Origin of the sequence: Mesorhizobium sp. M0140, from assembly GCF_040322475.1 — a bacterium.
Lineage (GTDB): Bacteria > Pseudomonadota > Alphaproteobacteria > Rhizobiales > Rhizobiaceae > Mesorhizobium.
Genome location: NZ_JAMYTM010000029.1, coordinates 44933 through 68413 on the forward strand (window position 1 = coordinate 44933; position 23481 = coordinate 68413).

The 23481-nt window shown below is 63.4% G+C and carries 26 protein-coding genes; 17 read left to right on the top strand and 9 right to left on the bottom strand.

Annotated features, from left to right (window positions below; all coding sequences use genetic code 11):
- Positions 1-330 carry a hypothetical protein gene (locus NKJ37_RS24945; RefSeq protein WP_023809723.1) on the top strand — a complete coding sequence of 110 codons (330 nt, stop codon included), beginning with the start codon at positions 1-3 and terminating at the stop codon, positions 328-330.
- On the opposite strand, the gene NKJ37_RS24950 is transcribed toward NKJ37_RS24945, so the two are convergent.
- Complete coding sequence (locus NKJ37_RS24950) at positions 327-1247, bottom strand: LysR family transcriptional regulator (RefSeq protein ID WP_352775374.1); 921 nt, start codon at positions 1245-1247, stop codon at positions 327-329. The two genes, NKJ37_RS24945 and NKJ37_RS24950, sit on opposite strands and share 4 nt — an antisense overlap.
- Before the next feature lie 156 nt (positions 1248-1403).
- On the opposite strand from NKJ37_RS24950, the gene NKJ37_RS24955 reads away from it, so the two are divergent.
- From NKJ37_RS24955 to NKJ37_RS24965, 3 genes are read left to right on the top strand one after another with little or no spacing between them, the layout of a single operon-like run.
- Complete coding sequence (locus tag NKJ37_RS24955) at positions 1404-2306, top strand: MBL fold metallo-hydrolase (protein WP_023809722.1); 903 nt, start codon at positions 1404-1406, stop codon at positions 2304-2306.
- A 1-nt stretch (position 2307) separates the two neighbouring features.
- Positions 2308-2697 carry a nuclear transport factor 2 family protein gene (locus NKJ37_RS24960; RefSeq protein WP_128303820.1) on the top strand — a complete coding sequence of 130 codons (390 nt, stop codon included), beginning with the start codon at positions 2308-2310 and terminating at the stop codon, positions 2695-2697.
- A 47-nt stretch (positions 2698-2744) separates the two neighbouring features.
- Positions 2745-2984, top strand: a complete 240-nt coding sequence (locus NKJ37_RS24965) for a nuclear transport factor 2 family protein (protein WP_352775377.1) — start codon at positions 2745-2747, stop codon at positions 2982-2984.
- A 30-nt stretch (positions 2985-3014) separates the two neighbouring features.
- Here NKJ37_RS24965 and NKJ37_RS24970 read toward each other — a convergent pair whose 3' ends face one another.
- Complete coding sequence (locus tag NKJ37_RS24970) at positions 3015-3584, bottom strand: methylated-DNA--[protein]-cysteine S-methyltransferase (RefSeq protein WP_023809720.1); 570 nt, start codon at positions 3582-3584, stop codon at positions 3015-3017.
- A 181-nt stretch (positions 3585-3765) separates the two neighbouring features.
- Between NKJ37_RS24970 and NKJ37_RS24975 the strand changes: the two genes are divergently transcribed.
- The 5 genes from NKJ37_RS24975 to NKJ37_RS24995 all read left to right on the top strand — a co-directional run bounded on the left by NKJ37_RS24975 (position 3766) and on the right by NKJ37_RS24995 (position 8519).
- Positions 3766-4671: a transglycosylase SLT domain-containing protein gene (locus tag NKJ37_RS24975; RefSeq protein ID WP_352629966.1), complete on the top strand. Its 906-nt coding sequence runs from the start codon at positions 3766-3768 to the stop codon at positions 4669-4671.
- Between the two features lie 5 nt (positions 4672-4676).
- On the top strand, positions 4677-5165 hold the full coding sequence (locus NKJ37_RS24980; protein ID WP_352775380.1) for a GNAT family N-acetyltransferase: 489 nt from the start codon (positions 4677-4679) through the stop codon (positions 5163-5165).
- Positions 5166-5415: 250 nt separating this feature from the next.
- Positions 5416-6684: an ABC transporter substrate-binding protein gene (locus tag NKJ37_RS24985; RefSeq protein WP_352775383.1), complete on the top strand. Its 1269-nt coding sequence runs from the start codon at positions 5416-5418 to the stop codon at positions 6682-6684.
- 46 nt (positions 6685-6730) lie between these two features.
- On the top strand, positions 6731-7693 hold the full coding sequence (locus tag NKJ37_RS24990) for a carbohydrate ABC transporter permease (protein ID WP_352775386.1): 963 nt from the start codon (positions 6731-6733) through the stop codon (positions 7691-7693).
- A gap of 1 nt (position 7694) precedes the next feature.
- Positions 7695-8519: a carbohydrate ABC transporter permease gene (locus NKJ37_RS24995; protein ID WP_128303824.1), complete on the top strand. Its 825-nt coding sequence runs from the start codon at positions 7695-7697 to the stop codon at positions 8517-8519.
- A gap of 13 nt (positions 8520-8532) precedes the next feature.
- Here NKJ37_RS24995 and NKJ37_RS25000 read toward each other — a convergent pair whose 3' ends face one another.
- Positions 8533-8868 (bottom strand): hypothetical protein, encoded by a 336-nt coding sequence (locus NKJ37_RS25000; protein WP_352759609.1) that lies wholly within the window; start codon positions 8866-8868, stop codon positions 8533-8535.
- A gap of 144 nt (positions 8869-9012) precedes the next feature.
- On the opposite strand from NKJ37_RS25000, the gene NKJ37_RS25005 reads away from it, so the two are divergent.
- Entirely contained in the window at positions 9013-9756 is a 744-nt protein-coding gene (locus tag NKJ37_RS25005; protein ID WP_352775390.1) for a DUF899 family protein, read from the top strand.
- A 209-nt stretch (positions 9757-9965) separates the two neighbouring features.
- Positions 9966-10520 (top strand): DUF4142 domain-containing protein, encoded by a 555-nt coding sequence (locus NKJ37_RS25010; protein ID WP_352610397.1) that lies wholly within the window; start codon positions 9966-9968, stop codon positions 10518-10520.
- Positions 10521-10863: 343 nt separating this feature from the next.
- Here NKJ37_RS25010 and NKJ37_RS25015 read toward each other — a convergent pair whose 3' ends face one another.
- Positions 10864-11184 (bottom strand): DUF1476 domain-containing protein, encoded by a 321-nt coding sequence (locus tag NKJ37_RS25015; protein WP_352775393.1) that lies wholly within the window; start codon positions 11182-11184, stop codon positions 10864-10866.
- A gap of 204 nt (positions 11185-11388) precedes the next feature.
- On the opposite strand from NKJ37_RS25015, the gene NKJ37_RS25020 reads away from it, so the two are divergent.
- From NKJ37_RS25020 to NKJ37_RS25035, 4 genes are all read left to right on the top strand, one after another.
- Positions 11389-11772, top strand: coding sequence for a DUF6152 family protein (locus tag NKJ37_RS25020; RefSeq protein WP_352610394.1), 384 nt, complete (start codon positions 11389-11391; stop codon positions 11770-11772).
- A complete protein-coding gene (locus tag NKJ37_RS25025) occupies positions 11773-12234 on the top strand; it encodes a DUF6644 family protein (RefSeq protein ID WP_352775395.1) in 462 nt (153 codons plus the stop codon).
- A gap of 349 nt (positions 12235-12583) precedes the next feature.
- Positions 12584-12976: a Rid family hydrolase gene (locus NKJ37_RS25030; protein WP_352775398.1), complete on the top strand. Its 393-nt coding sequence runs from the start codon at positions 12584-12586 to the stop codon at positions 12974-12976.
- Between the two features lie 164 nt (positions 12977-13140).
- Positions 13141-13929, top strand: a complete 789-nt coding sequence (locus tag NKJ37_RS25035) for a hypothetical protein (RefSeq protein WP_352729878.1) — start codon at positions 13141-13143, stop codon at positions 13927-13929.
- 140 nt (positions 13930-14069) lie between these two features.
- On the opposite strand, the gene carB is transcribed toward NKJ37_RS25035, so the two are convergent.
- The 4 genes from carB to NKJ37_RS25055 form a co-directional block, all read right to left on the bottom strand.
- Positions 14070-17573: a carbamoyl-phosphate synthase large subunit gene (gene carB / locus NKJ37_RS25040; protein WP_352775401.1), complete on the bottom strand. Its 3504-nt coding sequence runs from the start codon at positions 17571-17573 to the stop codon at positions 14070-14072.
- Between the two features lie 262 nt (positions 17574-17835).
- Complete coding sequence (locus tag NKJ37_RS25045) at positions 17836-18732, bottom strand: SH3 domain-containing protein (RefSeq protein ID WP_352775403.1); 897 nt, start codon at positions 18730-18732, stop codon at positions 17836-17838.
- 179 nt (positions 18733-18911) lie between these two features.
- Positions 18912-19676 (bottom strand): metallophosphoesterase family protein, encoded by a 765-nt coding sequence (locus NKJ37_RS25050; protein WP_352759621.1) that lies wholly within the window; start codon positions 19674-19676, stop codon positions 18912-18914.
- Positions 19677-20125: 449 nt separating this feature from the next.
- On the bottom strand, positions 20126-20482 hold the full coding sequence (locus NKJ37_RS25055) for an ArsR/SmtB family transcription factor (RefSeq protein WP_352775405.1): 357 nt from the start codon (positions 20480-20482) through the stop codon (positions 20126-20128).
- Positions 20483-20687: 205 nt separating this feature from the next.
- On the opposite strand from NKJ37_RS25055, the gene NKJ37_RS25060 reads away from it, so the two are divergent.
- Complete coding sequence (locus NKJ37_RS25060) at positions 20688-21866, top strand: MFS transporter (RefSeq protein WP_352775407.1); 1179 nt, start codon at positions 20688-20690, stop codon at positions 21864-21866.
- Between the two features lie 24 nt (positions 21867-21890).
- On the opposite strand, the gene NKJ37_RS25065 is transcribed toward NKJ37_RS25060, so the two are convergent.
- Positions 21891-22346 carry a MarR family winged helix-turn-helix transcriptional regulator gene (locus NKJ37_RS25065; RefSeq protein ID WP_352556093.1) on the bottom strand — a complete coding sequence of 152 codons (456 nt, stop codon included), beginning with the start codon at positions 22344-22346 and terminating at the stop codon, positions 21891-21893.
- Between the two features lie 208 nt (positions 22347-22554).
- Here NKJ37_RS25065 and NKJ37_RS25070 point away from each other — a divergent pair, with 208 nt between their 5' ends.
- Positions 22555-23349: an SDR family NAD(P)-dependent oxidoreductase gene (locus NKJ37_RS25070; RefSeq protein ID WP_352775409.1), complete on the top strand. Its 795-nt coding sequence runs from the start codon at positions 22555-22557 to the stop codon at positions 23347-23349.
- Positions 23350-23481: the final 132 nt, after the last annotated feature.

Genomic DNA, 23481 nt, shown 5'->3' on the forward strand with positions numbered 1-23481 from the left:
ATGAAAATCATTCTGCTTGCCGCCTGCCTCACGCTTGTCGCCGCTCAGGCGCAGGCGATCTCGCGCTACGACCCGACGCGTATGAGCTGCGGCAAGGTTCAGGGGACGATCGCCCGGCAAGGGGCCGTCATCCTGCGCTATCAGTCGAAGCGGGTGCCTGGGCTGCCGCTCTACGACCGCTATGTACAGAGCCAGCGATTCTGCAGCATGGGCGAGGTGAGGACACGGGCCTACGTGCCGAGCGCCGACACAAAGTCCTGCCCGGTCTACAACTGTAAGCGGCCGGACAATGACCGGCATTTCCGCCGGCGGTTCTTCCACAACAACTAGCGCTTATCGACCGGCAGCCATTGCTCTCTATCCCGGATGTGTTCTGTGAGCATGGACACAAATTGCGTCACCTTTTGCGGGCGAAAGCGCGCTGCCGGATAGACCACGTGAATGCCGCCGGAGGGCAGCACCCAGTCGGGGAGCACGTGGACGAGGCGGCCTTGCGATAGGTGGTCGACGACCAGATAGTCCGGCAGAACTGCCAGTCCGCCCCCGGCGAGCGTCGCTTCCAGCACAGCCGGCGTCGAGTTGATGGAGAATGCCTCGCGCAGGGTGATGGTGCGCGGCTCGAAACCGCCTCGGGTGAAGTTCCAGGTGAACGGCTTGCGAAGCACGGCATTGGCAACGAGCGGTAAGGAAGAAAGGTCTTCTGGCTTGTCTACTCTGATCCCGGCGGCGAAATCCCGCGACGCGACCAGGATTTGCCGGAAGGTGCCGATGCGGCGCGCCTGCTGGCTGGAGTCCTCCAGCCAGCCGACCCGGATGGACAGGTCTATCTTGTTGTCGATCAAGTCAATTATGGCATCGGAAATGAGCAGTTCGACGCCGCAGGCAGGAAATTTCTGGCGAAAGCGGGCGGCGATCGGGGCCAGCACGATCGCGCCATAATCATTGGACGCGGAAACACGCAGCACACCGGCCACCTCGGCGTTGGCCTCGCCAACCTCGGCGATCGCTTCTTCGACATCCCGCAGGATCAGAACGCAGCGTGCATGCAGAAGACGGCCTGCTTCCGTCGGCTCGACCCTTCGCGTCGTGCGCACGAGAAGCGTGGTTCGCAGCTCAGCCTCAAGGCGCGCGACCTGTTGGCTGACAACTGTTTTCGTGATGCCGAGCCGCTCGGCCGCGCGGGTGAAGGAACCCGCGTCGACCACCGTGGCAAAATAGGCGAGGCGATTGAGGTTTATCGATTCCACCACGAAGGCTCATTGTAAGCTTTCAACATACAGTTTGTATTATTATAGCCAATTTATTGATTAATCCAAAGAGCCTACCGTGCCGTTCCACCGTCCGTCCTGCGGCCGGCGGGTGCGCAGCCGCATCCGATCCCTTTCATTCAACGGAGATATTCCATGTTCACGAGGAGACAGATCATGAAGACCTCATTGGCCCTCGGCGCAACCGCCGCTTTCGCTCCCATCGACAGCGGCCGAGCCGCCGGCGCCAAGCTTGGCTGGAAACACTTCCCGGCGGGTCCAAACGGCTTCTTCCGTGCGCCGGTGCTGCTGTCGGGGCCGAGCGAAGCCCTGTTGATCGATGGCGGCTTCACCTATCCGGACGGCAAAGCGCTCGCCGATGCCATCAAGGCCAGCGGCAAGAAGCTGACCACCATCTACGTCACTCAGTCCGATCCCGATTACTACTTCGGCCTGAAGCCGGTGCGGGACGCCTTCCCGGAGGCGAAAGTGATCGCCGCCTCCGCCACGCTGGAAGCCATCAAGGGCAATGTGGAGAAGAAGCTCGCCGTCTGGGGTCCGCAATTGAAGGAAAATGGCCCGCAGGCGCTGTCCGACATCGTCTTCCCCGAGGCATTCGACGGCGCAACGCTGACCGTCGATGGCGAGACTGTCGAGATCGTCAATGCGGAAGAAGGATTGGCCAACCGCCGCTATCTGTTCGTGCCGTCGCTCAATGCCGTTTTCGGCGGAGTGATGATCTTCTCGGGCGTTCATGTCTGGACCGCCGACACGCAGACCAGGGAGAGCCGCGCCGCTTGGATCAAGACGCTGGACGCGATTGCCGCCCGCAAGCCCGCTGTCGTGGTGCCTGGCCACATGGCCCCCGATGCCGCGATCGGTCCTTCGGCGGTGGAGTTCACCAAGTCCTATCTCATCACCTTCGAGGAAGAACTGGGCAAGGCGGCAGACAGCGCCGCGTTGAAGGCGGCCATGGAGGCCCGCTTCCCCGGCCTCGGTATGGGCGTCGCCCTCGATGTCGGATCCAAGGTCGCCAAGGGCGAGATGAAGTGGGGCTGAGATGGCGACGAACCTCGATTTGATCCGTAGAACCTACGAGGGAACTTCCGAGGAGAACGGCCGCAATCTGCTGGCCGTTCTTTCCGCCGACATCGAATGGACCGAGGCGGAAGGGTTTCCCTATGCCGGCACCTATATCGGCGTCGAGGCCCTGATGCAGGGTGTTTTCAAGCGGCTCGGCTCGGAGTGGACCGGATACCACGCCGCCGTGCACAGTTTCATTGCCGATGGCGACCGGGTGGCGGCCTTCGGCGTGTATTCCGGTACATACAAGGCGACGGGAAAATCCATGACGGCCCCCTTCGCTCATCTCTACGAACTGCGGGACGGCAAGATCATCCGCATGCGGCAGTATGTCGATACGGTCCTCGTCGCGCGCGCACTGACCTGACACCGACGCAACCAGGGAGACATCCATGCTGCAACTTAAACCCGACGATGACGGACGGTCGCGACTCGGTCAGGCAGCTTCTGGAAAAGATGGGAGTTGCCCATTGGCCGAAACAGGCGGTCGACTTCAAGCGGGTGATCGCCCAAGGCGATCTTGTCATGCCCCAGGTCGTTCAGCCGAAAACGGCTGACACGCCAGAGACGGTCATCGTGATATTTTCCGCCGAGCATTGGGACGTGATGCAGCCGGTGCCCGCCAACCCGGTCAACAGGCGATCGATGTACTGATCCCGGCTTACTGCCAGCACCGGCCGCCGTTCAAAACCCGAACGACACCTGCGCCGGTGGCAGCGGGCCGACGCGCACGCCTTCCATGGCCAGCATCTTCTCCTTGGTGATCGATCCGCCGGGCGCCGAGAAGCCGCCGATCTTGCCGCCGGCGGCAAGGATGCGATGGCAAGGGATGACCAGCGGCACCGGATTGGCGCCAAGGGCGGCCCCGGTTTCGCGGGCGAGCCCGGCATGGCCGGCGGTTTTGGCGAGCTCACCATAGGTGGTGGTTTCGCCGAAGGAGAGTTTTCGCGCCGCGTCGTAAATGGCGAGGCGGAAATCGTCGACGCCGTCGAGATCGACCGGCACGGCGGAGAAATCGATGTCCTCGCCCGCCGCATATGCCTTGATCGCTGCGATCAGCTCGACCACCCATGGCGGCTGCGCCGTGGAGGTGGAAACGCCGCCATGGCGCAGCAGGCGCCGCTCCACCGCTTCGCGGCTGCGTTCGGGCAGGCAGAGCCGGATCAGGCCCTTTTCGCTCCAGGCAATGCCCATGAAACCGATCACTGTTTCTAACACTGCGTGGCCGGCCGTGATCGAAGCTGTCGTGACCATGATGCGTTCCTTCCCGCAAAGTGGCGAAATCCGGGATTCGTCCCAGTACATATCCGGAACAATATGGCACCACCGCCTGCGTCTCGCCACCCGAAAACCACCTGATCGCCCCGATTGCCCGGCCTGAATCGCTGGTGTAAGGGATTTCTTAACAACCCGACAAACCGGACCCGAGCGCGGCTTGCCAGCAAAACTCAACCTTATCGCGATCGGCGTGATCCTGGCCGCCGCCGGCATCAGCGGCTGCACGTCGACCTCGCAGATGAAGTCCGCGCCTGCTCTCACCGAAACAGCGACCGTCGCCGGCACTGACGCCGGCTTCACCGTGCCTCTGCCGGAGACGGTTTCGGTGCTGCCGGAATCATCGGGAATCGCCCCCGCTCAGACGGCCGAACTGCCGCTCGATCCCGCCGCACAGCCGGCTGCCGCGACCGCCGCTTTTGCCGGATCGACACCGGCGGCACCAGCCGTGCCCGCGGTGATGACCGCCAATGCCTGGCAGGCGCCGCCGCCGGCAAAGGCGAGCGAGCCGGTCAAGGCGGCCGAGACCTATACGACCGCGGGGCTGGTCATACCGGCAACCGCCAAGGGCGATCGCATGCCGGGCGTCCAGCAGGTCGCCTATGTCGTGCCGCAGAACCCGGCGGCCCTGGTCCAGTTCCCGGCAGGGCCCGTGCAAGAAGAACACACGACGGGCGTGCGTGGCGATGTCGAGCGGCTGATCGAGAAATATGCGGCGATCTATCAGGTGCCGGTGGATCTGGTGCGCCATGTCGTCAACCGCGAGAGCACCTTCAACCCGAAAGCCTACAACAACGGCCATTGGGGACTGATGCAGATCAAGCACGCGACGGCGCGCGGCATGGGCTATGACGGGCCGGCCAAGGGCCTGTTCGACGCCGATACCAATCTGAAATACGCGGTGAAATATCTGCGCGGCGCCTGGCTGGTGGCCGGCGGCAACGCCAAGAAGGCCGACTGGCTCTACCAGACCGGCTATTATTACGACGCCAAGCGCAAGGGCCTGCTCGAGGCGACCGGCCTTGGCCGCGACCGCCAGCGCCGCCGCCTGCAGCCCGACGCCTGAGCGCGATGCCTGAACCGCGCCCGCCGGCTTTGAACGACATCCGGCTGCGCAAAATCCTCGACGAGACGCTGGTTCCGCCGCACTGGCCGGAGGGTTTTGTCATGCGCAGCTTCGAGCCCGGTGACGCGCCCGCCCTGCATGCGCTTTTGACTGAAGTGTTCGATGACGACGCCGATGGTCCGTTCGACGAGTGGTGGCCGCGTATCGCGGACGATCCCGAATTCGACCCGGCGCTGTGCTTCCTCGTCATCGACGTCAAGGGCCGGCTGGCGGCGGCGGCGTTGTGCTGGACCCGCGGCTTCGTCAAGGACCTCGCCGTTCATCCCGAGGCGCGCGGCAGGGGTGTTGCCGAAGCGCTGATGTGGCACGTCTTCGCCGTTTTTCGCGAACGCGGCGCCGATCATGTCGACCTCAAGACCAACACGGTCGAGAATCCCGCCGCCGTCCGGCTCTATGAGCGGCTGGGGATGATGCCTGTCGCCTGGGAAGGCTAGGTGTGCGGATATTCAGATGATGCCGGCCTGCAAGCGACGGTTCCCTGCGCTTCCGGCCTTCGCCGGCCGAAGCACCCATAGTTGCCTGACCTGAATCTCAACACACCCTGATGCATGTCGCCCAAGCCGGAACGGCATGATTTGGGAACCCAAAAGCGCCGCTTCGCATTTAATGGGAGGTGAGGGCCTGACAAGCTGCCGGCGCGTGGGAGGATTTTCCGTCACCGGCTGCGGAGGGACATCCACCACCATGAAGTTTTCTCACGCATTCCTTGCGGTCGGCGTCGCTGCCATGCTCGCTGGCACGCCAGCATGGGCCGTCGATCTGTCGATCGTGTCGGGCGATACCGGCGATGGCATCAAGGTGCTGCGCGAGATCCTCGACCGTTACGAGAAAGACAGCGGCAACAAGGTCGGCATCGTCGTCATGCCGACGTCCGGGACCGACCAGTTCGGACAGTACCGGCTTTGGCTTGCCGCCGGAAACAGCGACATCGACGTCTACCAGACGGACGTGATCTGGGCGCCGCAGCTCGCCAGCCAGCTCGTGGATCTGACCGCAGCGACCAGGGACATCGTGGCTGAGCATTTCCCGTCGATCATCCAGTCGCAGACCGTCAACGGCAAGCTCGTCGCCTTGCCGATCTTCACCGATGCGCCGGCGCTCTACTACCGCAAGGATCTCCTCGACAAATATGGCGCCAAGGTGCCGGCCACCTGGAAGGAACTGGCCGACACCGCCAGGCTGGTCATGGACAAGGAGCGTGCGGCTGGCAATCGGGATATCTGGGGCTTCGTCTTTCAGGGCAATGCCTATGAGGGGCTGACCTGCGACGCGCTCGAATGGGTGATGTCGAATGGTGGCGGCCAGATCATCGAGCCTGACGGCTCCATCTCCATCAACAATCCGAAAGCGGCGGCGGTGCTCGACATGGTCAAGGGCTGGGTCGGGACCATCGCGCCACCCGGCGTGCTCGCCTACCAGGAAGAGGAATCGCGCGGTATCTGGCAGACCGGCAACGCGGTGTTCATGCGCAACTGGCCCTATGCCTACGCGCTCGGCAACGGCGAGGGCTCGCCGATCAAGGGCAAATTCGACGTGGCGCCGCTGCCGGCCGGCACGGGCGAGGGCGCCCGACCGGTCGCGACCCTGGGCGGCTGGAATCTCGCCGTCTCCAAATATTCGAAGCATCCGGATGCCGCGATCGAGCTGATCAAGTTCATCGCCTCGCCCGCGATGCAGAAATACCGCACGCTGAAGACGTCCAACCTGCCGACCATCCAGGCGCTGTATGACGATGCCGACATCGCCAGGCAACAGCCGATCGTTCCGCGCTGGAAGCAGATCTTTCTCGATGCGGTGCCGCGCCCCTCGGCCGCGACCAGGATCAAATACAACGAGGCGTCGAGCCAGTTCTGGAACGCCGTTCACAACACGCTGTCGGGCGACGGCACTGCCGCCGACAATCTGGCCGACCTCGAAGCGATGCTGAGCAAGTTGAAGGGCCGAGGCTGGTGACGATACTGGGACAGCCACCCGGCGGGACCGCAACGAGCGGAGCGAGATGACAGGGACGGAACCGGAAACAGCCAGGGCCGCGCACTCGCAGTTGACGGCGCAGCGCGTTCGCTCGGCGTGGCTTTTCCTGGCGCCAATGCTGCTGGTGCTCGCCGCGGCGGCCGGCTGGCCGCTTGCCCGCACGGTCTATTTCAGCTTCACCGATGCCTCGCTGGCCGATCTCGATGCGCGCCAATGGGTCGGCTTCGCCAATTATTTCTCGGTGTTCAGCATGCCGAGCGGCAGGACCCTCTATGACGGGTTGCTCGTCGATCCGGTCTGGTGGCGTGCCGTCTGGAACACGGTTCGTTTCACAGTGATTTCGGTGACCTGCCAGACCATCCTCGGCACGATCGTTGCCCTGGTTCTCAACGCGGAATTCGCCGGCCGCGGAATCGTCAGGGCAGCGATCCTGATCGCCTGGGCGATCCCGACGATCGTCTCGGCGAAGATGTGGCAGTGGATGCTCAACGACCAGTTCGGCATCATCAATGTCGTGCTGCTCAATCTCGGCCTGATCAGCACCAAGATCGCCTGGACGGCCGACGCCGACACGGCGATGGCGGCCGTCCTCATCGTCGATATCTGGAAGGCGACACCATTCATGACGCTGCTCATCCTGGCCGCGCTGCAGATGCTGCCGAGGGAGATCATCGAGGTCGCCAGGCTCGACGGCGCCAACCCCTGGCAGATCTTCTGGCGGGTGACCTTGCCGCTGATCCGCCCGGCCCTGATGGTGGCCGTGATCTTCCGCGCGCTCGATGCGCTGCGCATCTTCGACCTGATCTATGTGCTGACGCCCAACAATGTGCACACCAAGTCGATGTCGGTGTTCGCCCGCGAAAACCTGTTCGAGTTCGACAAGTTCGCCTATGGCTCTGCCGCCTCGACCTTGCTTTTCCTGATCCTCGCTCTGCTCACCATCGTCACCATCCGGATCGGCCGGATAAGCCTGGACGGAGGCCGCTGACATGTGGATCGTGAAGCGCACGGCCTTTTACCTGCTGGTCGCGGTCATCGTCTTCGTCGCGGTGTTCCCGTTCTACTACGCCATCGTCACCAGCCTGAAATCGGGGACCGATCTGTTTCGGGCCGATCTGTGGCCGACAACGATCAGCCTTGCCAACTACCGGAATGTGCTGACCGAAGGCAGCTTCGTGCGCAACTTGCTGAACTCGCTGTTCGTCTCCGGCGCGGTGGTTGCGCTTTCGCTGTTGCTCGGCGTCACATCAGCCTATGCGCTGGCGCGCATTCGCTTTCGCGGTCGCTCGGCCCTGCTGTTCATCATCCTGTCGGTGTCGATGTTCCCGCAGGTGGCGCTGCTGGCCGGGCTGTTCGAACTGGTCCGCCTGTTCGGCCTCTACAATTCGCTGTTCGCGCTGATCTTCTCCTACATGATCTTCACCTTGCCGTTCACCGTCTGGGTGCTCACCACCTTCGTCCGCGACCTGCCGGTCGAGGTCGAGGAGGCGGCGATCCTAGACGGCGCGACGCCGTGGATCATCATCACGCGGGTCTTCCTGCCGCTGATGTGGCCGGCGCTGGCGACCACCGGCCTGCTGGCTTTCATCGGCGCGTGGAACGAGTTCCTGTTTGCCCTGACCTTCACCTCCAACAACGCACAGCGGACCGTGCCGGTAGCGATCGCGCTGCTCTCCGGCAACTCGCAGTTCGAGATCCCTTGGGGCAACATCATGGCGGCCTCGGTGATCGTCACGGTGCCGCTGGTGGTGCTGGTGCTGATCTTCCAGCGCAAGATCGTCTCCGGCCTCACCGCCGGCGGGGTCAAGGGGTGAGGGGGCGAAACGCTCAGATGTCCGGTGCGTTGCCGATCCTCTGCTTGAGCTCCAGCGCCCAGGCGCGGCCTTCGTCGCCGCCCCACAGCAGCCAGGCAATGTAGCCGGCCGAAGGGTTTTGCTCATTGCCGTAGTTCCTGCCGCGCTTGTCGATCTCGTGGCGGGCGAAATAGCTGACCATGCGGCGGATGGTGGAGGGCGCGAGCTTTTCCCGGTTCTTCAGCTCGGTGGCGCGGGCCACGCCGATCCCGGTGCCGCCGCGGCCGAATTCGCCGCGCAGCCTGAGGCCCTTGGCGGCATTGTCGGCCACCACTTGCGGGCAGCGCAGATCGATCTCGTCGTCGTGCATCTTGTCCCCCGGATCACGCTGCCCGAACAGGTATTACGACATCTCACCATGACAATAAATGTCGGGACCGATCGCCGCCAAACGTCCTTGGGTCGCAGAGCGACCGCGCCGGGACGCCGGCGCCGCGACTTGAAGGAGCCGATCATGATCACCTTTCCCAACGAATCCGCGAAATACCGCACCGCGCGCGAAAAACTGCTGCGCAAGGAAATCGAGCTGCGCCGCGTCATGGAAGAGGTCGCCGAGGCCCGGCGCGCGCTGCCGCCGGGCGGGCTGATCCGTCAGGACTATGAGTTCGACGGGCTGGATACCGATCGAAGGCCGGCCAAGATTAAGCTTTCGGAGCTGTTCGCGCCGGGCAAGGATACGCTGATCCTCTACAACATGATGTTCCCGCGTCACCCGCAGGAGAAGCGCGATGTGGCGACCAGCGGCGGCACGGCGAAGCTTGCCCGACCGGACCAGCCATGTCCGTCCTGCACGGCATTGCTCGATCAGTTCGACGGCGCCGTCGGGCATCTCCAGGCCGCCGGCTTCAATTTCGCGGTGGTGGGCAAGACCGCGCTCGAAAACCTGGTCACGCTCGGCCGCGACCGGGGCTGGCGCAACATGCGGCTGGTGTCTTCGGCTTCCAACAGCTTCAAGCGCGACTACAATGCGGAGGCGGCCGACGGCTCACAGATCCCGCTGCTGTCGGTGTTCCACCGCGACGGCGACGGCATACGCCATTTCTGGAGCTCGGAACTGGATTTCGCACCGACGGAGCCGGGCCAGGACCCACGCGGCCTTGGTACCTGCGAAACGCTGTGGAACCTGATGGATTTCACGCCTGAAGGCCGCCCGAACTGGAACGAGCAGTTGCAATATGGCGGGGCGTGTTGCCACTGAAAGGCAGCTCTGGTCAGCCGCCGCGTTTCAGTTTTCGGAACATGAGTCCCATGGCTGGCTCGAACGAGGGCATCGGCGAGGGTTCGAGCCCGGCACGGATCGGTGAGGCGATTGAGGCGACATGCGCAGGCTTCTTCCTCATGAGCTGCAACCGGAGTGCCCAAGCGACGTTGGATTGTCCGAGGGACAATTCCAACCGGAGACATGCCATGAAAACGCTTACCATTCTGACCGCAGCAGCATTGCTTGCCGGCGCGCCGGCCTTTGCCCAGTCGAACACGACCGCCACGACCACGCCGCTCGCCACGACGACGAAGGTCGACACTTCGACCTTCATCAAGACGGTGCCAAGCGCCAATGAGTTCGAGATCGAGTCCAGCAAGCTCGCCGAGCAGAAGGCGACCGACGCCGACGTCAAGGCGTTTGCCAAACAGATGATCGCCGATCACACCAAGGCCGGCGAGGAATTCAAGGCGGCGCTTGCCCAAGGCCAGACAACCTCGGCCACAGCGCCGTCCGGTCCGGCCCTGCAGCCCAAGGAGCAGAAGATGCTCGATGAGTTGAAGAGCGCCAGCGGCGATCAGTTCCAGGCGAAATACATCGAAATGCAGACCAACGCCCACAAGGAAGCCGTCGCGCTGTTCAGCGGCTATGCAAAGTCAGGCGACGACCCGGCGATGAAGGAATTCGCCAAGAAGACGCTGCCGACGCTGCAGATGCACGAAAAGCACGTGAAGGAACTGGCGGCCGCGCATCAGGGGTGAGGGCGGTTCAGGTCGGCGCTCTACGGCGCCCCCCTCTGTCCTGCCGGACGTTCGTTATTTGGAAAGCCAAGCAATTGGCTTTCCATCCGCTTCGGGGACCACTCCTCAACCCCCACAGGTGGGGAGATTGGCCGTCGTCACTGTTTTCGCCAATTTTCAACGTTGCAAGATGAAGGCCGGCGCCAAAGCTGCCAATCCCCCTTGAGGGGGAGATGTCCGGCAGGACAGAGGGGGCGCCGGAGAGCGCTACCATGGAAGCCAGCCCGCTTGGCAAACCAACACCACAATGTGGCCCTGTGCCTCAAGGACGGCACGCCCTATACCGATCAAGGCTGAGCGCTGCTCAGGTCGACTTGATCTGCTCGACCGCGGTCACCAGCAGTTCTTCCATGGCGGTGCGTATCTGGGCATCCGACTGGGCGATGCCTGCCGCGTCGAAATCGGCGCGGACCTTGCGGAACACATCGTTGTCGCCGGCCTCTTCGAAGTCCGCGTGCACGACCTCCTTCGCATAGCCGTCGGCATCCGCACCGGATTTGCCGAGCTGTTCGGCGGCCCACAGGCCGAGCAGCTTGTTGCGGCGCGCCATGGCCCTGAACTTCGTTTCCTCGTCCATCGCGAACTTCTTTTCGAAGCCTTCCTGACGGTCTCTCATGCTGCTCATGGTTTGCCTCGTTTGGATGTGAGTCCGGTCTTCAGCCCAGGGGAAGAACGGCCAGGAAGGAGAGAGTGGCGCGCATGGATGTCATTAGCAAGGCAAGGTCGCCGGTGATCGAGCGGCGCCTGGCGGCTTCGCCTGATGTGATTTGACCTTGCCGTGCCGCGTCCTACTCTTCAATCCCTGCGGGATGAACCGAGGAGACGAGCGATGCAGTTCAACGGAATTCGCGGCGTCTTGCTGACGGCGGCCGTGATCCTTGCCGCCGGCACCGCGGCCTATGCCCATCATGGCTGGTCGTGGACGCAGGACGGGTTTTTCGAACTCAGGGGCAAGATCACGGCCATCTATATCGGTAATCCGCACGCCACGCTGGATGTCGATGCAGAGGGCGAGGCCTGGCGGGTGGAGATGGCGCCGCCCTCCCGCACCATCGCCGCCGGCTTCACCGAGCAGGTGGCCAAGGTCGGCGACGAGGTGACTGCGATCGGCAATCGCTCGGTCGAGGCGAGCGAAAAGCGCATGAAAGCGGTGCGCCTCATCGTCAATGGGAAGACGTATGATGTCTATCCCGACCGTGTGCCGCCTGCCTAGATGACGGAGTTTTTCACCGGCATCGAGCACCTTGCGTTGGCGCGGTGGCTGAAGGGCTCCTTCGTCGCCTACCCCGTGGTCAATGCGCTCCACATCATGTCGATCGGCGCGCTGCTGACCAGCGTCGTTCTCATGGACCTCAGGATCTGCGGCGCTTTCCGCTCGCTGCCGCAGGCGGCGTTCGTCGCACTGCTGCGCCGCGTTGCTTTGGCGGCATTCGTGGGTGCGCTCGTCACGGGCTCGCTGCTGTTTTCCGTCAAGGCGAGCACCTATGCGGCGATGCCGGTTTTCCTCGCCAAGATGGCACTCATCCTTCTCGCTGGCATGAACTTCCTCGCCTTCATGCGCTTCTCCCGCGCAACAGGCAGCGGCGAGCCGGCGGGTGGGACCGCTTTGGCCGTGCTCTCGATTCTGCTGTGGACTTCCGTGCTTTTCGCCGGACGGTTCATCGGTTTTCTTTGAATAGAGCGAGCGCCGGCACTGGCGTTCCGCCAGTGCAGGGATAAGCTCCCTGAAGCACCTGGGTTGTCACCTACAGTTTTTTTGCGAAGAGGACCCCCACCCCTAACCCCTCCCCACAAGGGGGACGGAGACTTCCGTTGGCGCTGACCTAGGCAAATCGTCTGTCTTTCGGCGCCAAAGAAGAATTTAAAGGCACGCGGCAGCGTTCCCTCCCCCTTGTGGGGAGGGTTAGGGTGGGGGTCCTTCTTCGCAAGAATCCACATGCGATAGCCCTGCCCTTGGGGGGAAGGTTAGGGGCTCTTCATTAGAACTAACGCGGCAGCCTGCTGCATACTCAGGGAGAACCACCATGAAGAAAGAAATCATCGAAGTGCCGGTCATGTCGGCGAAGGTGCGGGCGCTCGGCCTGCCGTGTTCGACTGCGGTCAAGGCCAACGGCTTCGTGTTCGTCTCGGCGACGCCGCCGGTGGACATGGTGACCGGCGAGATGGTGCGCGGCGATATCGAGACGCAGACCGAGGCATCGCTGAAGGCGCTGAAACATTGCCTGGAAGCGGCGGGCACCTCGCTGGACAATGTGGTGATGGTGCGCATCTACGCCGTCAATTCCGGCTTCTACAACGCCATCAACGGGGTTTATGCGCGGTATTTCAGCGTGAACCCGCCGGCGCGCAGTTTTGTGCCGGTGGCGTCTTGGCCGATGGAGTTTGATATAGAGATTGAGTGTGTGGCGGTGGCGTGAGGGTGAGAGGCGGTCCGCGCAGCGGACGAAAAGCCAATTGCTTGGCTTTTCGAGCTTCGAACGCCCTGAGCCTGCGAAGGGCCGGTGGGGCCTAACATAAGTTTTTGCTTGTCTTTCAAGTAAACTCGCTCTCAACTCTCTTCGGGGACAGGGAGGGTGAGTCATTGAACAAACTGCCGAAGAAATTCGTCGAACGAATTGCATCGAATCTCAAGAAATATCAGCGGATTACCCTGGCACAGCAAAAGTCCGACGTGGCGGAAGCCGACACGGTTACCTTGATCAAGGACATTCTGGCAGATGTTTTTGGTTACGACAAATATGATGAGCTCACGTCTGAACATCAGATCAAATCCACATACTGCGATCTTGCGATAAAGATTGGTGGAAAACTGCGGCTGCTCGTCGAAGTGAAATCAGCAGGCAGTGGACTTGCCGACAATCATCTACGCCAAGTTATCGACTATGGGGCTCATCAAGGCATTCATTGGGTGATCCTGACCAACGCGGTGGAGTGGCGGCTGGTTCGTATTTATGTAGCAAATCAGATCAGCCACGAAGAAGTTTGCCGCATCGTCTTTGCCGACTTGAGTCCCAAGAACGAGGATCATCTGCAATGTCTCTTCCTGTTCGCCAAGGAAGGGCTGACGACTGATGCGATGGACGCCTTTCACCAACAGGCTCAACTATTCAACAAGTTTACCGTTTCCGCGATCATCCGTTCCGAGGCGGTAATTTCGGTGGTGCGCAGGGAAATCCGCAAGCTCTTTCCAGACATAAAGGTCGGCAATGAGAACCTATCGCTGCTCATCGAAAATGAGGTGATCAAGCGTGACACGGTTGAAGGCGACAAGGCGAAAGAAGCCGTAGCCAGGATGCGCAAAGCAATAAACAAGCTGGAGAGAGCGAAGAACAAAGTTGCGAAAGCAGTTGTTGTCGATGTCTCGAGTTGACTGCCGCTTCTGTTTACAATTAAAGCAAAATTATGGAGTCTAGGGCTCAAGGGATGCCGCAGCACGCACCCGCGGCGGGACAGCGCCCCCCTCTGGCCTGCCGGCCATCTCCCCCACAAGGAGGGAGATCAGCTAATCGCCTAAGCAAAATACTCCTGCAGCGGCCGTACCTCCAGGCTCCCCGCCTTCAGCGCCGCGATCGCTTCGGCCACAGCAGCCGCGCCCGATAGCGTCGTATAATACGGCACTTTCTGCATCAGCGTCGCTCGCCGCAGCGATTTCGAGTCCGACACCGCCTTCTGGCCGTCCGTGGTGTTGAAGACGATCTGCACCTGGCGGTTGCGGATGGCGTCTTCTATGTGGGGGCGGCCTTCCAGCACTTTGTTGATTTTCTCGGCGACAACGCCGTTTTCGGCGAGGAAGCGGGCGGTGCCGGAGGTGGCCAGCACCTTGAAGCCGAGGCCGGCGAGGCGCTTCACCGCCGGCAATATGCCCTTCTTGTCCTCGTCGCGCACCGAGACGAACAGCGTGCCGGAGCGTGGCAGGTCGACGCCGGCGCCGAGCTGGCTCTTGGCGAAGGCCAGCGCGAAATCGCGGTCGAGGCCCATGACCTCGCCGGTCGAGCGCATTTCCGGGCCGAGCAAGATGTCGACGCCGGGGAAACGGGCGAAGGGGAACACGGCTTCCTTGACCGCGATGTGGCCGGGGTTCCTGGGGTCGGGCATGGCGCCGTAATGGGCGAAGGCGTCTTCCAGCTTTTCGCCGGCCATGATGCGGGCCGCAATTTTCGCGATGGGACGCCCAATGGTCTTGGCGACGAAGGGCACGGTGCGGGATGCGCGCGGATTGACCTCCAGCACGTAGACGGTGCCGTCCTTGATCGCATACTGCACGTTCATCAGCCCGCCGACATTGAGCGAGCGGGCCAGTGCTGCCGTCTGGCGCTCCAGCTCGTCGACCAGCTCCGAGGGCAGCGAGTGCACCGGCAGCGAGCAGGCGCTGTCGCCCGAATGGATGCCGGCCTCCTCGATGTGCTCCAATATGCCGGAGACGAAGGTCGACTTGCCGTCGCAGAGGCAGTCGACATCGACCTCGATGGCGCCCGACAAATAGGTGTCGAACAGCAGCGGGTTCTTGCCCAGCAGCGTGTTGATCTGGCCGGTCTTGTCGTTGGGGTATTTCTGCTTGATGTCCTCCGGCACCAGGCCGGGCACGGTGTCGAGCAGATAGGTCTGCAGCATGCCCTCGTCATGGATGATCTGCATGGCGCGGCCACCCAGCACATAGGACGGGCGCACCACCAGCGGGAAGCCGAGTTCGCCGGCAACAAGGCGGGCCTGCTCGACCGAATAGGCGATGCCGTTCTTCGGCTGGCTGAGGCCGAGCTTGTGCAGCAGCTTCTGGAAGCGGTCGCGGTCTTCGGCGAGATCGATCATGTCGGGCGAGGTGCCGAGGATGGGGATGCCGGCCTTTTCCAGCGCATCGGCCAGCTTCAGCGGCGTCTGGCCGCCGAACTGGACGATGACGCCGACCAGTTCGCCCGACGACTGTTCGACGCGCAGGATCTCCAGCACGTCTTCCGCTGTCAGCGGCTCGAAATAGAGCCGGTCCGAGGTGTCGTAGTCGGTCGACACGGTCTCCGGGTTGCAGTTGATCATGATCGCTTCATAGCCGGCGTCGCGCAGCGCGAAGGCGGCGTGGCAGCAGCAATAGTCGAACTCGATGCCCTGGCCGATGCGGTTGGGACCGCCGCCGAGGATGACGACCTTTTTGCGCGACGAGACCTGCGCCTCGTTGGCCAGCGCGCCGGCAAACGGCACTTCATAGGTCGAGTACATGTAGGCGGTGGGCGAGGCGAACTCGGCGGCACAGGTGTCGATGCGCTTATAAACAGGATGAACGTCGAGCTTTTCGCGAGCTTTCTGAATCACTTCGGCGTCGGTCTTCGTCAGCGACGCGAGGCGGGCATCGGAGAAACCCATGGCCTTCAGCATGCGCAGGTTGACGGCATCCTCGGGAATGCCGTGCTCGCGGATGCGGGCTTCCATGGCGACGATGCCTGCGATCTGTTCGAGGAACCACGGGTCGATCTTGCACATGGCGTGGACGTCTTCCAGCGAGGTGCCCATGCGGATCGCCTGCGCCACCATGCGCAGCCGGTCCGGCGTCGGCGTGCCCAGTGCGGCCCGAATGGCGTTGCGGTCGTCGGCGTGGTTAGCGGTCGCGGCACCATAGCCGAGGCCGGGGATCTCGATTTCATCCAGGCCCGTCAGGCCGGTTTCGAGGCCACGCAGCGCCTTCTGCAGCGATTCCTGAAACGTGCGGCCGATGGCCATGACTTCGCCGACCGACTTCATGGCGGTGGTCAGCACCGGCTCGGCGCCGGGGAATTTCTCGAAGGCGAAGCGCGGGATTTTTGTGACGACGTAATCGATCGACGGCTCGAACGAGGCCGGCGTGGCGCCGCCGGTGATGTCGTTCTCGAGTTCGTCCAGCGTGTAACCGACGGCGAGTTTTGCCGCGATCTTGGCGATCGGGAAACCAGTCGCCTTGGAGGCCAGAGCGGACGAGCGCGAGACGCGCGGGTTCATCTCGATGACCACCAGGCGGCCGTCGGCCGGGTTGACGGCGAACTGCACGTTGGAGCCGCCGGTCTCGACGCCGATCTCGCGCAGCACCGCGATCGAGGCGTTGCGCATCATCTGGTATTCTTTGTCGGTGAGGGTGAGGGCCGGCGCGACGGTGATCGAGTCGCCCGTGTGCACCCCCATCGGGTCGATGTTCTCGATCGAGCAGACGATGATGCAATTGTCCGCCTTGTCGCGGACGACCTCCATCTCATACTCCTTCCAGCCGAGCACGCTCTCCTCGATCAGCACTTCGGTGGTCGGCGAGGCGTCGAGGCCGGACTGGACGATCTCGTAGAATTCGGCGCGGTTGTAGGCGATGCCGCCGCCGGTGCCGCCCATGGTGAAGGACGGGCGGATGATGGCGGGCAGGCCGACATGGTCGAGCGCTTGTGCCGCGATCGCCATGCCATGGCTGATGTAGCGCTGCTTGCGGTCGCCTTCGCCGAGGTTCCAGCGGGTTTCCAGCGCGTCGAGCGCGGCGTCGAGATCGGCCGGGGCCTCGGCCTTGACGGCGGCGCGCTCGGCCTCATGCGTCTTGCGGTCCGTGTTCTTGACGTCGGTGGCGTTGGCCAGCATCGACTTCGGCGTTTCCAGGCCGATCTTCTTCATCGCCTCGCGAAACAGCGCGCGGTCCTCGGCCTTGTCGATGGCCGTGGCGTCGGCGCCGATCATCTCGACATTGTAGCGCTCGAGCACACCCATGCGGCGCAGCGACAGAGCGGTGTTGAGCGCGGTCTGGCCGCCCATGGTCGGCAGCAGCGCGTCGGGCCGCTCCTTGGCGATGATCTTGGCGACCACTTCAGGCGTGATCGGCTCGATATAGGTGGCGTCGGCCAGTTCCGGATCGGTCATGATGGTGGCCGGGTTGGAATTGACCAGGATGACGCGGAAGCCTTCCTCCTTCAGCGCCTTGCAGGCCTGGGTGCCGGAATAGTCGAACTCGCAGGCCTGGCCGATGACGATGGGACCGGCCCCGATGATCAGGATCGACTTGATGTCAGTGCGTCTTGGCATGTCAAAGGTCCGTTCGGCGGGCGGCTTGCACAAAAAACCGGGACGGGAAGACCCGGCCGGTTGTGCTCGCGATTCTGGTATCAGGCTAGGAGGGCCTTATAGGGAAGAGTTCTGACTGATGTAACCCCGAAAATGCGAGGTAGGGGAGTAGGGGAATAGGGGAATAGGGGAATAGGGGAATAGGGGAATAGGGGAATAGGGTGGGTTCGAGGGAATTCCAAACATACTCCCTTATTCCCCTACTCCCTTACTCCCCTAAATTCTAATTCCCCAGCGCCAGCTGATCCGTAATCTCAAACCGCTCGGCCTCGCCGATGCGTATCATGTTGAGGCTGCCCTCCCGAGTGAAGCGGAAATTGCCGTCCGCGTTGGAACCGGCCGGCTGGCCGGCACGGAAGGAGATGATGCGCGTGCCGCCGTCGGGCCAGGTCACAGTGATGTTCGCCTTGTCGGCGGTGTGCACCACGCTGACCTTGCAGCGCTCCATTGGCTGGCCGACATAGCGGGCGCAGGGAATCTCGGGGCCAGAAGCCGGCGTCGGAAAGGAATCAAGCGGGACGTCAGGCGCCGCCAGCGCCAGTACATACGCATCCTGCATCGCGGCGCGGCCGATTTCCGCGGCGGATTTTGGCGTGCTTTCGGCTGCCGGACCGGCGCCGCCAAGCCGCGCCGTCAGGTCGGGCGGTGCGACCGGCGCGCTGTTGGCCGAGCCGGTAGCCTGCGATTGATTCGGCGCCGAGGCCTGCCCGGTCTCATTGGCGCTGCCGGTGGAGGCAACCACCGGCGCATCGGCCGGTCTTGTCTCGCCTTCGACATAGGGGGCCGGATTGAGGGGGATGAGATAGCGCGCCGGCGCCCAGCCGCTCAGCTTCTCCTTGCCCGTGCTCTCGATCTTGCACCATTTGTAGCCGTTGATGTCGTTGCAGCCGAGATTGGTGACCATGTCGCCGCTGCTCAGCCGCGCCTCGACCGTGGCGACCGGCGATGCGGTGGTGCGGACTTTGAGAAGATCGTCCGGCGCTAGGCCGGTGACGACGGAGATGACGAGCTCCGGCACCTCTTCAGCCATAGCCGGGGCAATCACCTGCCACGCCGTCATCAACAGCGGAGCAGCAATCAGCGCATGGAGAATTGTTCGGAGCGTAACTGTGCGCCTCATCGTTTGGCCGTGCGCTGATATCGTGCCGCGGCGGATCGAGCCCGCCGCAAGCCCGGCCGGTTTTTATAAGGGACGACGCGGCGCCATGTAAGCCCGAAAATTCGGCTCGCCGTTCCGCCGGTCCCAACCCGGCCCGCCAGGCCGTGAGCCTACTCAGCCGGGCATGAACGCAAGAGCGTTCAGCCGGGCATGGGCATGAACCCTGTTCTGAGCGCGTGAGCCCATTCCGGCCGGCCCGCCTGTTCGGCTTGCCTGGCGGCCGCCTCGTGGTCGTAGTCGACGGCGATGGCCTCGAAGCAGTCGGACTGGCCGTTGCTGCCCAAGGTGACGATTCCATAGCGCGCATGCGGCGAGCCCTGCTCGGAGACATGCGCCGGCGGTGTGGAATCGTCATAGGCGGGGCAGCCGATGCTGCCCGGGTTGAAGATGACGGGACCATCGTGGACGCGGATCAGTTCCGCGCGGTGGCTGTGGCCGCACAGCGCGATGCGGCAAGCCGGGTCGAGCGCCTTCAGCCGCCGCCGGATCGCCGTCAGCGGCGCACGCACCAGCTGGCCATTGACGATGGTATCCGCGAGATATTTCTCGTCATGGTCGGGACGGGCGTGGAAAGCGATGATTCCGGGTGCGATCTCCAGCGTCAGCGGCTGGGCGAAAAGCACCTGGCGCTGTGTCTCAGTCAGCCGCTCCTGCGCATAGACGTCGGAGGGCCACATAGTGTCATCAGCGGGATCGGCGGCGACACGGCGGTCGTGGTTGCCGCGCACTGTCGGCAGGTTCAGCGCCTCCAACCGCGCAAACGTCTCGCGCGGCCAGAGCGGGCCGGAAACGCTGTCACCCAGGTTGACGGTCAGGTCGGCGCCGCCGCGCCGGCGCAGATCATCGAGCACAGCGTCGAGTGCCAGGACGTTGCCGTGGATATCGGCCAGTACGGCAATGCGCATAGGGGGAGGCTCCGTGGGTTGGCGGCCCCGTTTTACGGCAGGGCTATCGCATATGGGAAGCCGAGGCTTCTGCTCTACGATGTACCCCACCTGACTCGCGCCTTTCCTCTCCCCCGTCGATCGGGGGAGAGGTGGCGAGCGAAGCTTGACGGAGTGGGGGTCGAACTTTTGTTAAAGCAAAGCCTCTACCTGATTGCCGCTTGCCTGAGGTTTCGTGCTCGCCGGGTTGTGCCTGTCTGCGGGGCTGCGCGTTTCGCGAACGGCTTCCCCCACTCCGTCGCTGCTTCGCAGCGCCACCTCTCCCCCCTCCGGAGGGAGAGGAAGGGAGCCAAGGTTGGCGAAGTCGCGCCTTCCCTCTCCTCCGTCGACGATAGAAGCTCGACGGAGTGGGGGCCATCTTCGTAAGAATTCATATGCGAGCTCTGCGTTTCATCGGGCGAGGAAACAGCCTACGCGTGCACTTCGATATCGTGGCCGCCGACCGCCGGCAGAGCGGGGTCGTCGCCTGCCGCGGCGATGACGCTGTCGAGCAGGCCGGGGAAACGGGCGTCGAGATCGGCGCGGCGCAACGTGATCATCCGGTTGGTGCCGACCACTTCGGCGCGGGTGACGCCGGCTTCGCGCAGTTTGGCCAGGTGATAGCTGAGATTTGTCTTCGAGCCGAGATCGAGGAACTGGCTGCAGTTGAGCGGCACGCCCTGCTTGCTGGCGAGATAGCGCACGATGGCGAGCCGGGTCGGGTCGCCGAGCACGCCGAGCACGATCGGCAGGCTGATCTGGTCCGTATTGGGATGTGGCAAGGTCATGTCCCGAAACTAAGCACAGTCAGGGCCGATTTCAACGCGTCTGTCCTTCTGTGCCGTACACACCGTTTCCCCGTCTCTCGCCGGCGCCCGACCTGTGCTGACACAGGGCTGTCAGGAGGGTTCAGCTATTTTTCCCTGGCTTCATTGACATCCTGCCCCATTATGTCCAATTGTTCAATAACTTTTGAACTATGGACACCGCCCCATGGACAAGCGCCTCTTCTGGCTTGCGCTCGGATCGTTCACGATCTCGACCGAAGGCTTCGTCATCTCCAGCCTTCTGCCCGACATCGCGCGGGACGCCGGCATCTCCATTCCGCTGGCCGGCACGCTGATCACCGCCTTCGCGCTTGCCTATGCGGTCGGTACGCCGATCCTGGCGACGCTGACCGGCGAATGGGACCGGCGCCGCGTCATCCTGTGGACGCTGGTGTTCTTCGTGCTCGGCAACATCGCCGCCGCCCTGAGCTCCTCCTTCGAGCTGCTGTTGATCGCGCGCATCGTCATGGCGCTGTCGTCGGGTCTGTTTGCCGCGACCGCGCAAGGCACGGCGGTGGCGCTGGTCGATGATCATCACCGGGCGCGTGCAATCGCCGTCGTCGTTGGCGGCACTACGGTGGCCGTTGCCCTGGGTGCGCCACTGGGCGCGCTCGTCGCCACCGTTGCCGGCTGGCGCGGCACCTTTTTTGCCATCGCCGGCCTTGGCGCGCTTGCGGGCGCGATCCTGTGGTACCGGCTGCCGCGAGGCATCGTTGGCACCAGGTTGCCCTTGAAGCGTAGGCTGGCGGCAGCGCTGCGTCCCGGCGTGATGCCGATCCTGTTGACGACAGTGCTGGCGCTGATCGGCGCCTTCACCGTCTTTGCCTATGTCGCGCCGCTTGCCATCGAGGGCGGCGGTCTCAGCCAGATCGCGCTGCCCGGCATGCTGCTCGCCTTCGGCGTCGGCGCCGTCATCGGCAACATTGGCGGCGGCCAGGCCGCCGACCGGTTCGGCGCGACCCGCACCGTCGGCTGGTCGCTGGCGCTGAGCGCCGGCATGCTGGTCCTGCTATCGGTCATCCCGACCTTTCTGCCGCCGCATATTGCCGGACCGGCGCTGATGGCGATGATGGTGCCGTGGGGCATCGTCGGCTGGGCCTTCCCGCCGGCGCAGGCCAGCCGCATCATCAAGCTGGCGCCCGATGCCGCCCCGATCGTGCTGTCGCTCAATGCCTCGGCGCTCTATCTCGGCGTGGCGCTGGGCGCCGTGGTCGGTGGCGCCGTGCTGCGCTACGGCGCGCCGGCCGATCTCGGCATGGTCGCCGCGATCTTCCCGATCGTCGGGCTTGGCATCGTGGTGGCCGGCCGCTGGGCGGCTCGGCCTGTAGAGATGCCTGCCGAGTAATCTCTTTGAAAGCCGTCGGCCGGCTCAGCTGGCCGGGGGCAGATCAAAATCCAGCGCGGCGATGTCATCCAGCGCCGCGCGCAGCTTTTCAGCCTTGTCCCTGCCGACGACATCCTCGAAACGCTGCTGGGCGATTTGCCACAGCTTCATCGCTGCCTCGAGCTTGGCCAACCCTTGCGGCGTCAGCCGCACACGCTTGACGCGGCGGTCCTCCGGATCGGCGAAAGTCTCGACATAGCCGTCGCGGATCAGTGGTTTCAGCGTATGGCCGAGCGCCGACAGGTCCATGATCAGCGACGCGGCGATAGCGCCCATTGCCGGCTCGTCGCCGATGTGGATCTGGTAGAGCAGGCCCTGCTGCGTCGCCTTGAGGCCTGACGGCTCCACCACATCATCATAAAACTTGCCGAGCTTGCGCGCCGCACGGCGCAGCGCGGCGTTGTTGCAGAGCGTGAGGCCGGGCAAGCTGTCCTTTGACATGATGGTCCTTGGCGCCGGCGAATGAGGCCCGGCTGCTACCCTCAAATAATCCTCGTCCGTATCATTGACAAGATAGTGGCATATGCCTACTTCACGATTAGTGGCATATGCCACTAATTCAAATCAAGCGGCTTTCCGGCAGCGCGGCAGATGCCACGGCGCCGGATCAGTCGAAGCGAACCAGATCAGTCGAAGAAGGAACAGGACAATGAGTGGACAGGGCAACAAGGGCACGGCGGTCGTCACCGGTGCTTCGGCGGGCATCGGCGCGGTCTATGCCGACCGGCTGGCGGGGCAGGGCTACGATCTGGTGCTGGTGGCGCGGCGCGCCGACCGGCTGGAGGAACTGGCCGGGAAGCTGCGCCAGACCTATAGCCGCAAGGTCAGCGTGATCAGCGCCGACCTCTCCAACGACGACGACGTCCGCCGCGTCGAGCAGGCGATCGCCAGCGACGACAGCGTGACGCTGCTGGTCAACAATGCCGGCCTTGGCGGCCAGTCCGTGGTGGCAACCGCCGATGCGGACGCTGCCGAACGCATGATCAAGGTCAATGTCATCGCCCTGACGCGGCTGACCCGTGCCGTGCTGCCGGGGTTTTTGGCGCGCAACCGAGGTGCGGTCGTCAACATCGCCTCGGTGCTCGCCTATGAGACCTCGTTCGGCGGCATCTACAGCGGCACCAAGGCCTATGTCGTCAACTTCACCGAGGCTCTGCACCGCGAGGTCGCGGGTACGGAGGTGAAGGTGCAGGTGGTGCTGCCGGGCGCGACACGGACCGATTTCTGGGAGCTTGCCGGCAGCGATATCGACCAGCTTCCGAAGGAAATCATCATGACGGCCGACGATATGGTCGATGCGGCCCTTGTCGGCCTTGCCAGGGGTGAAGCCGTCACCGTGCCGGCGCTCGCCGAGCCGGCCAAGCTGGACATTTTCCTCGGTGCCCGGCAGGCCTTCTACGGCAGCCTGCACGCCGACAAGCCGGCGGCCCGCTACGCGGCTTGAGGGTTTCGAGGCCGATAGCAGAAACTGGGTTCCTCGCCCCCACGAATGTGGGGGAGAGCGACTATCTGGGGTGTCAAGTTGCAATTACGAACTCGTTGCGCGCATCGCGTGCTTTTGCATTGAGGATGACCA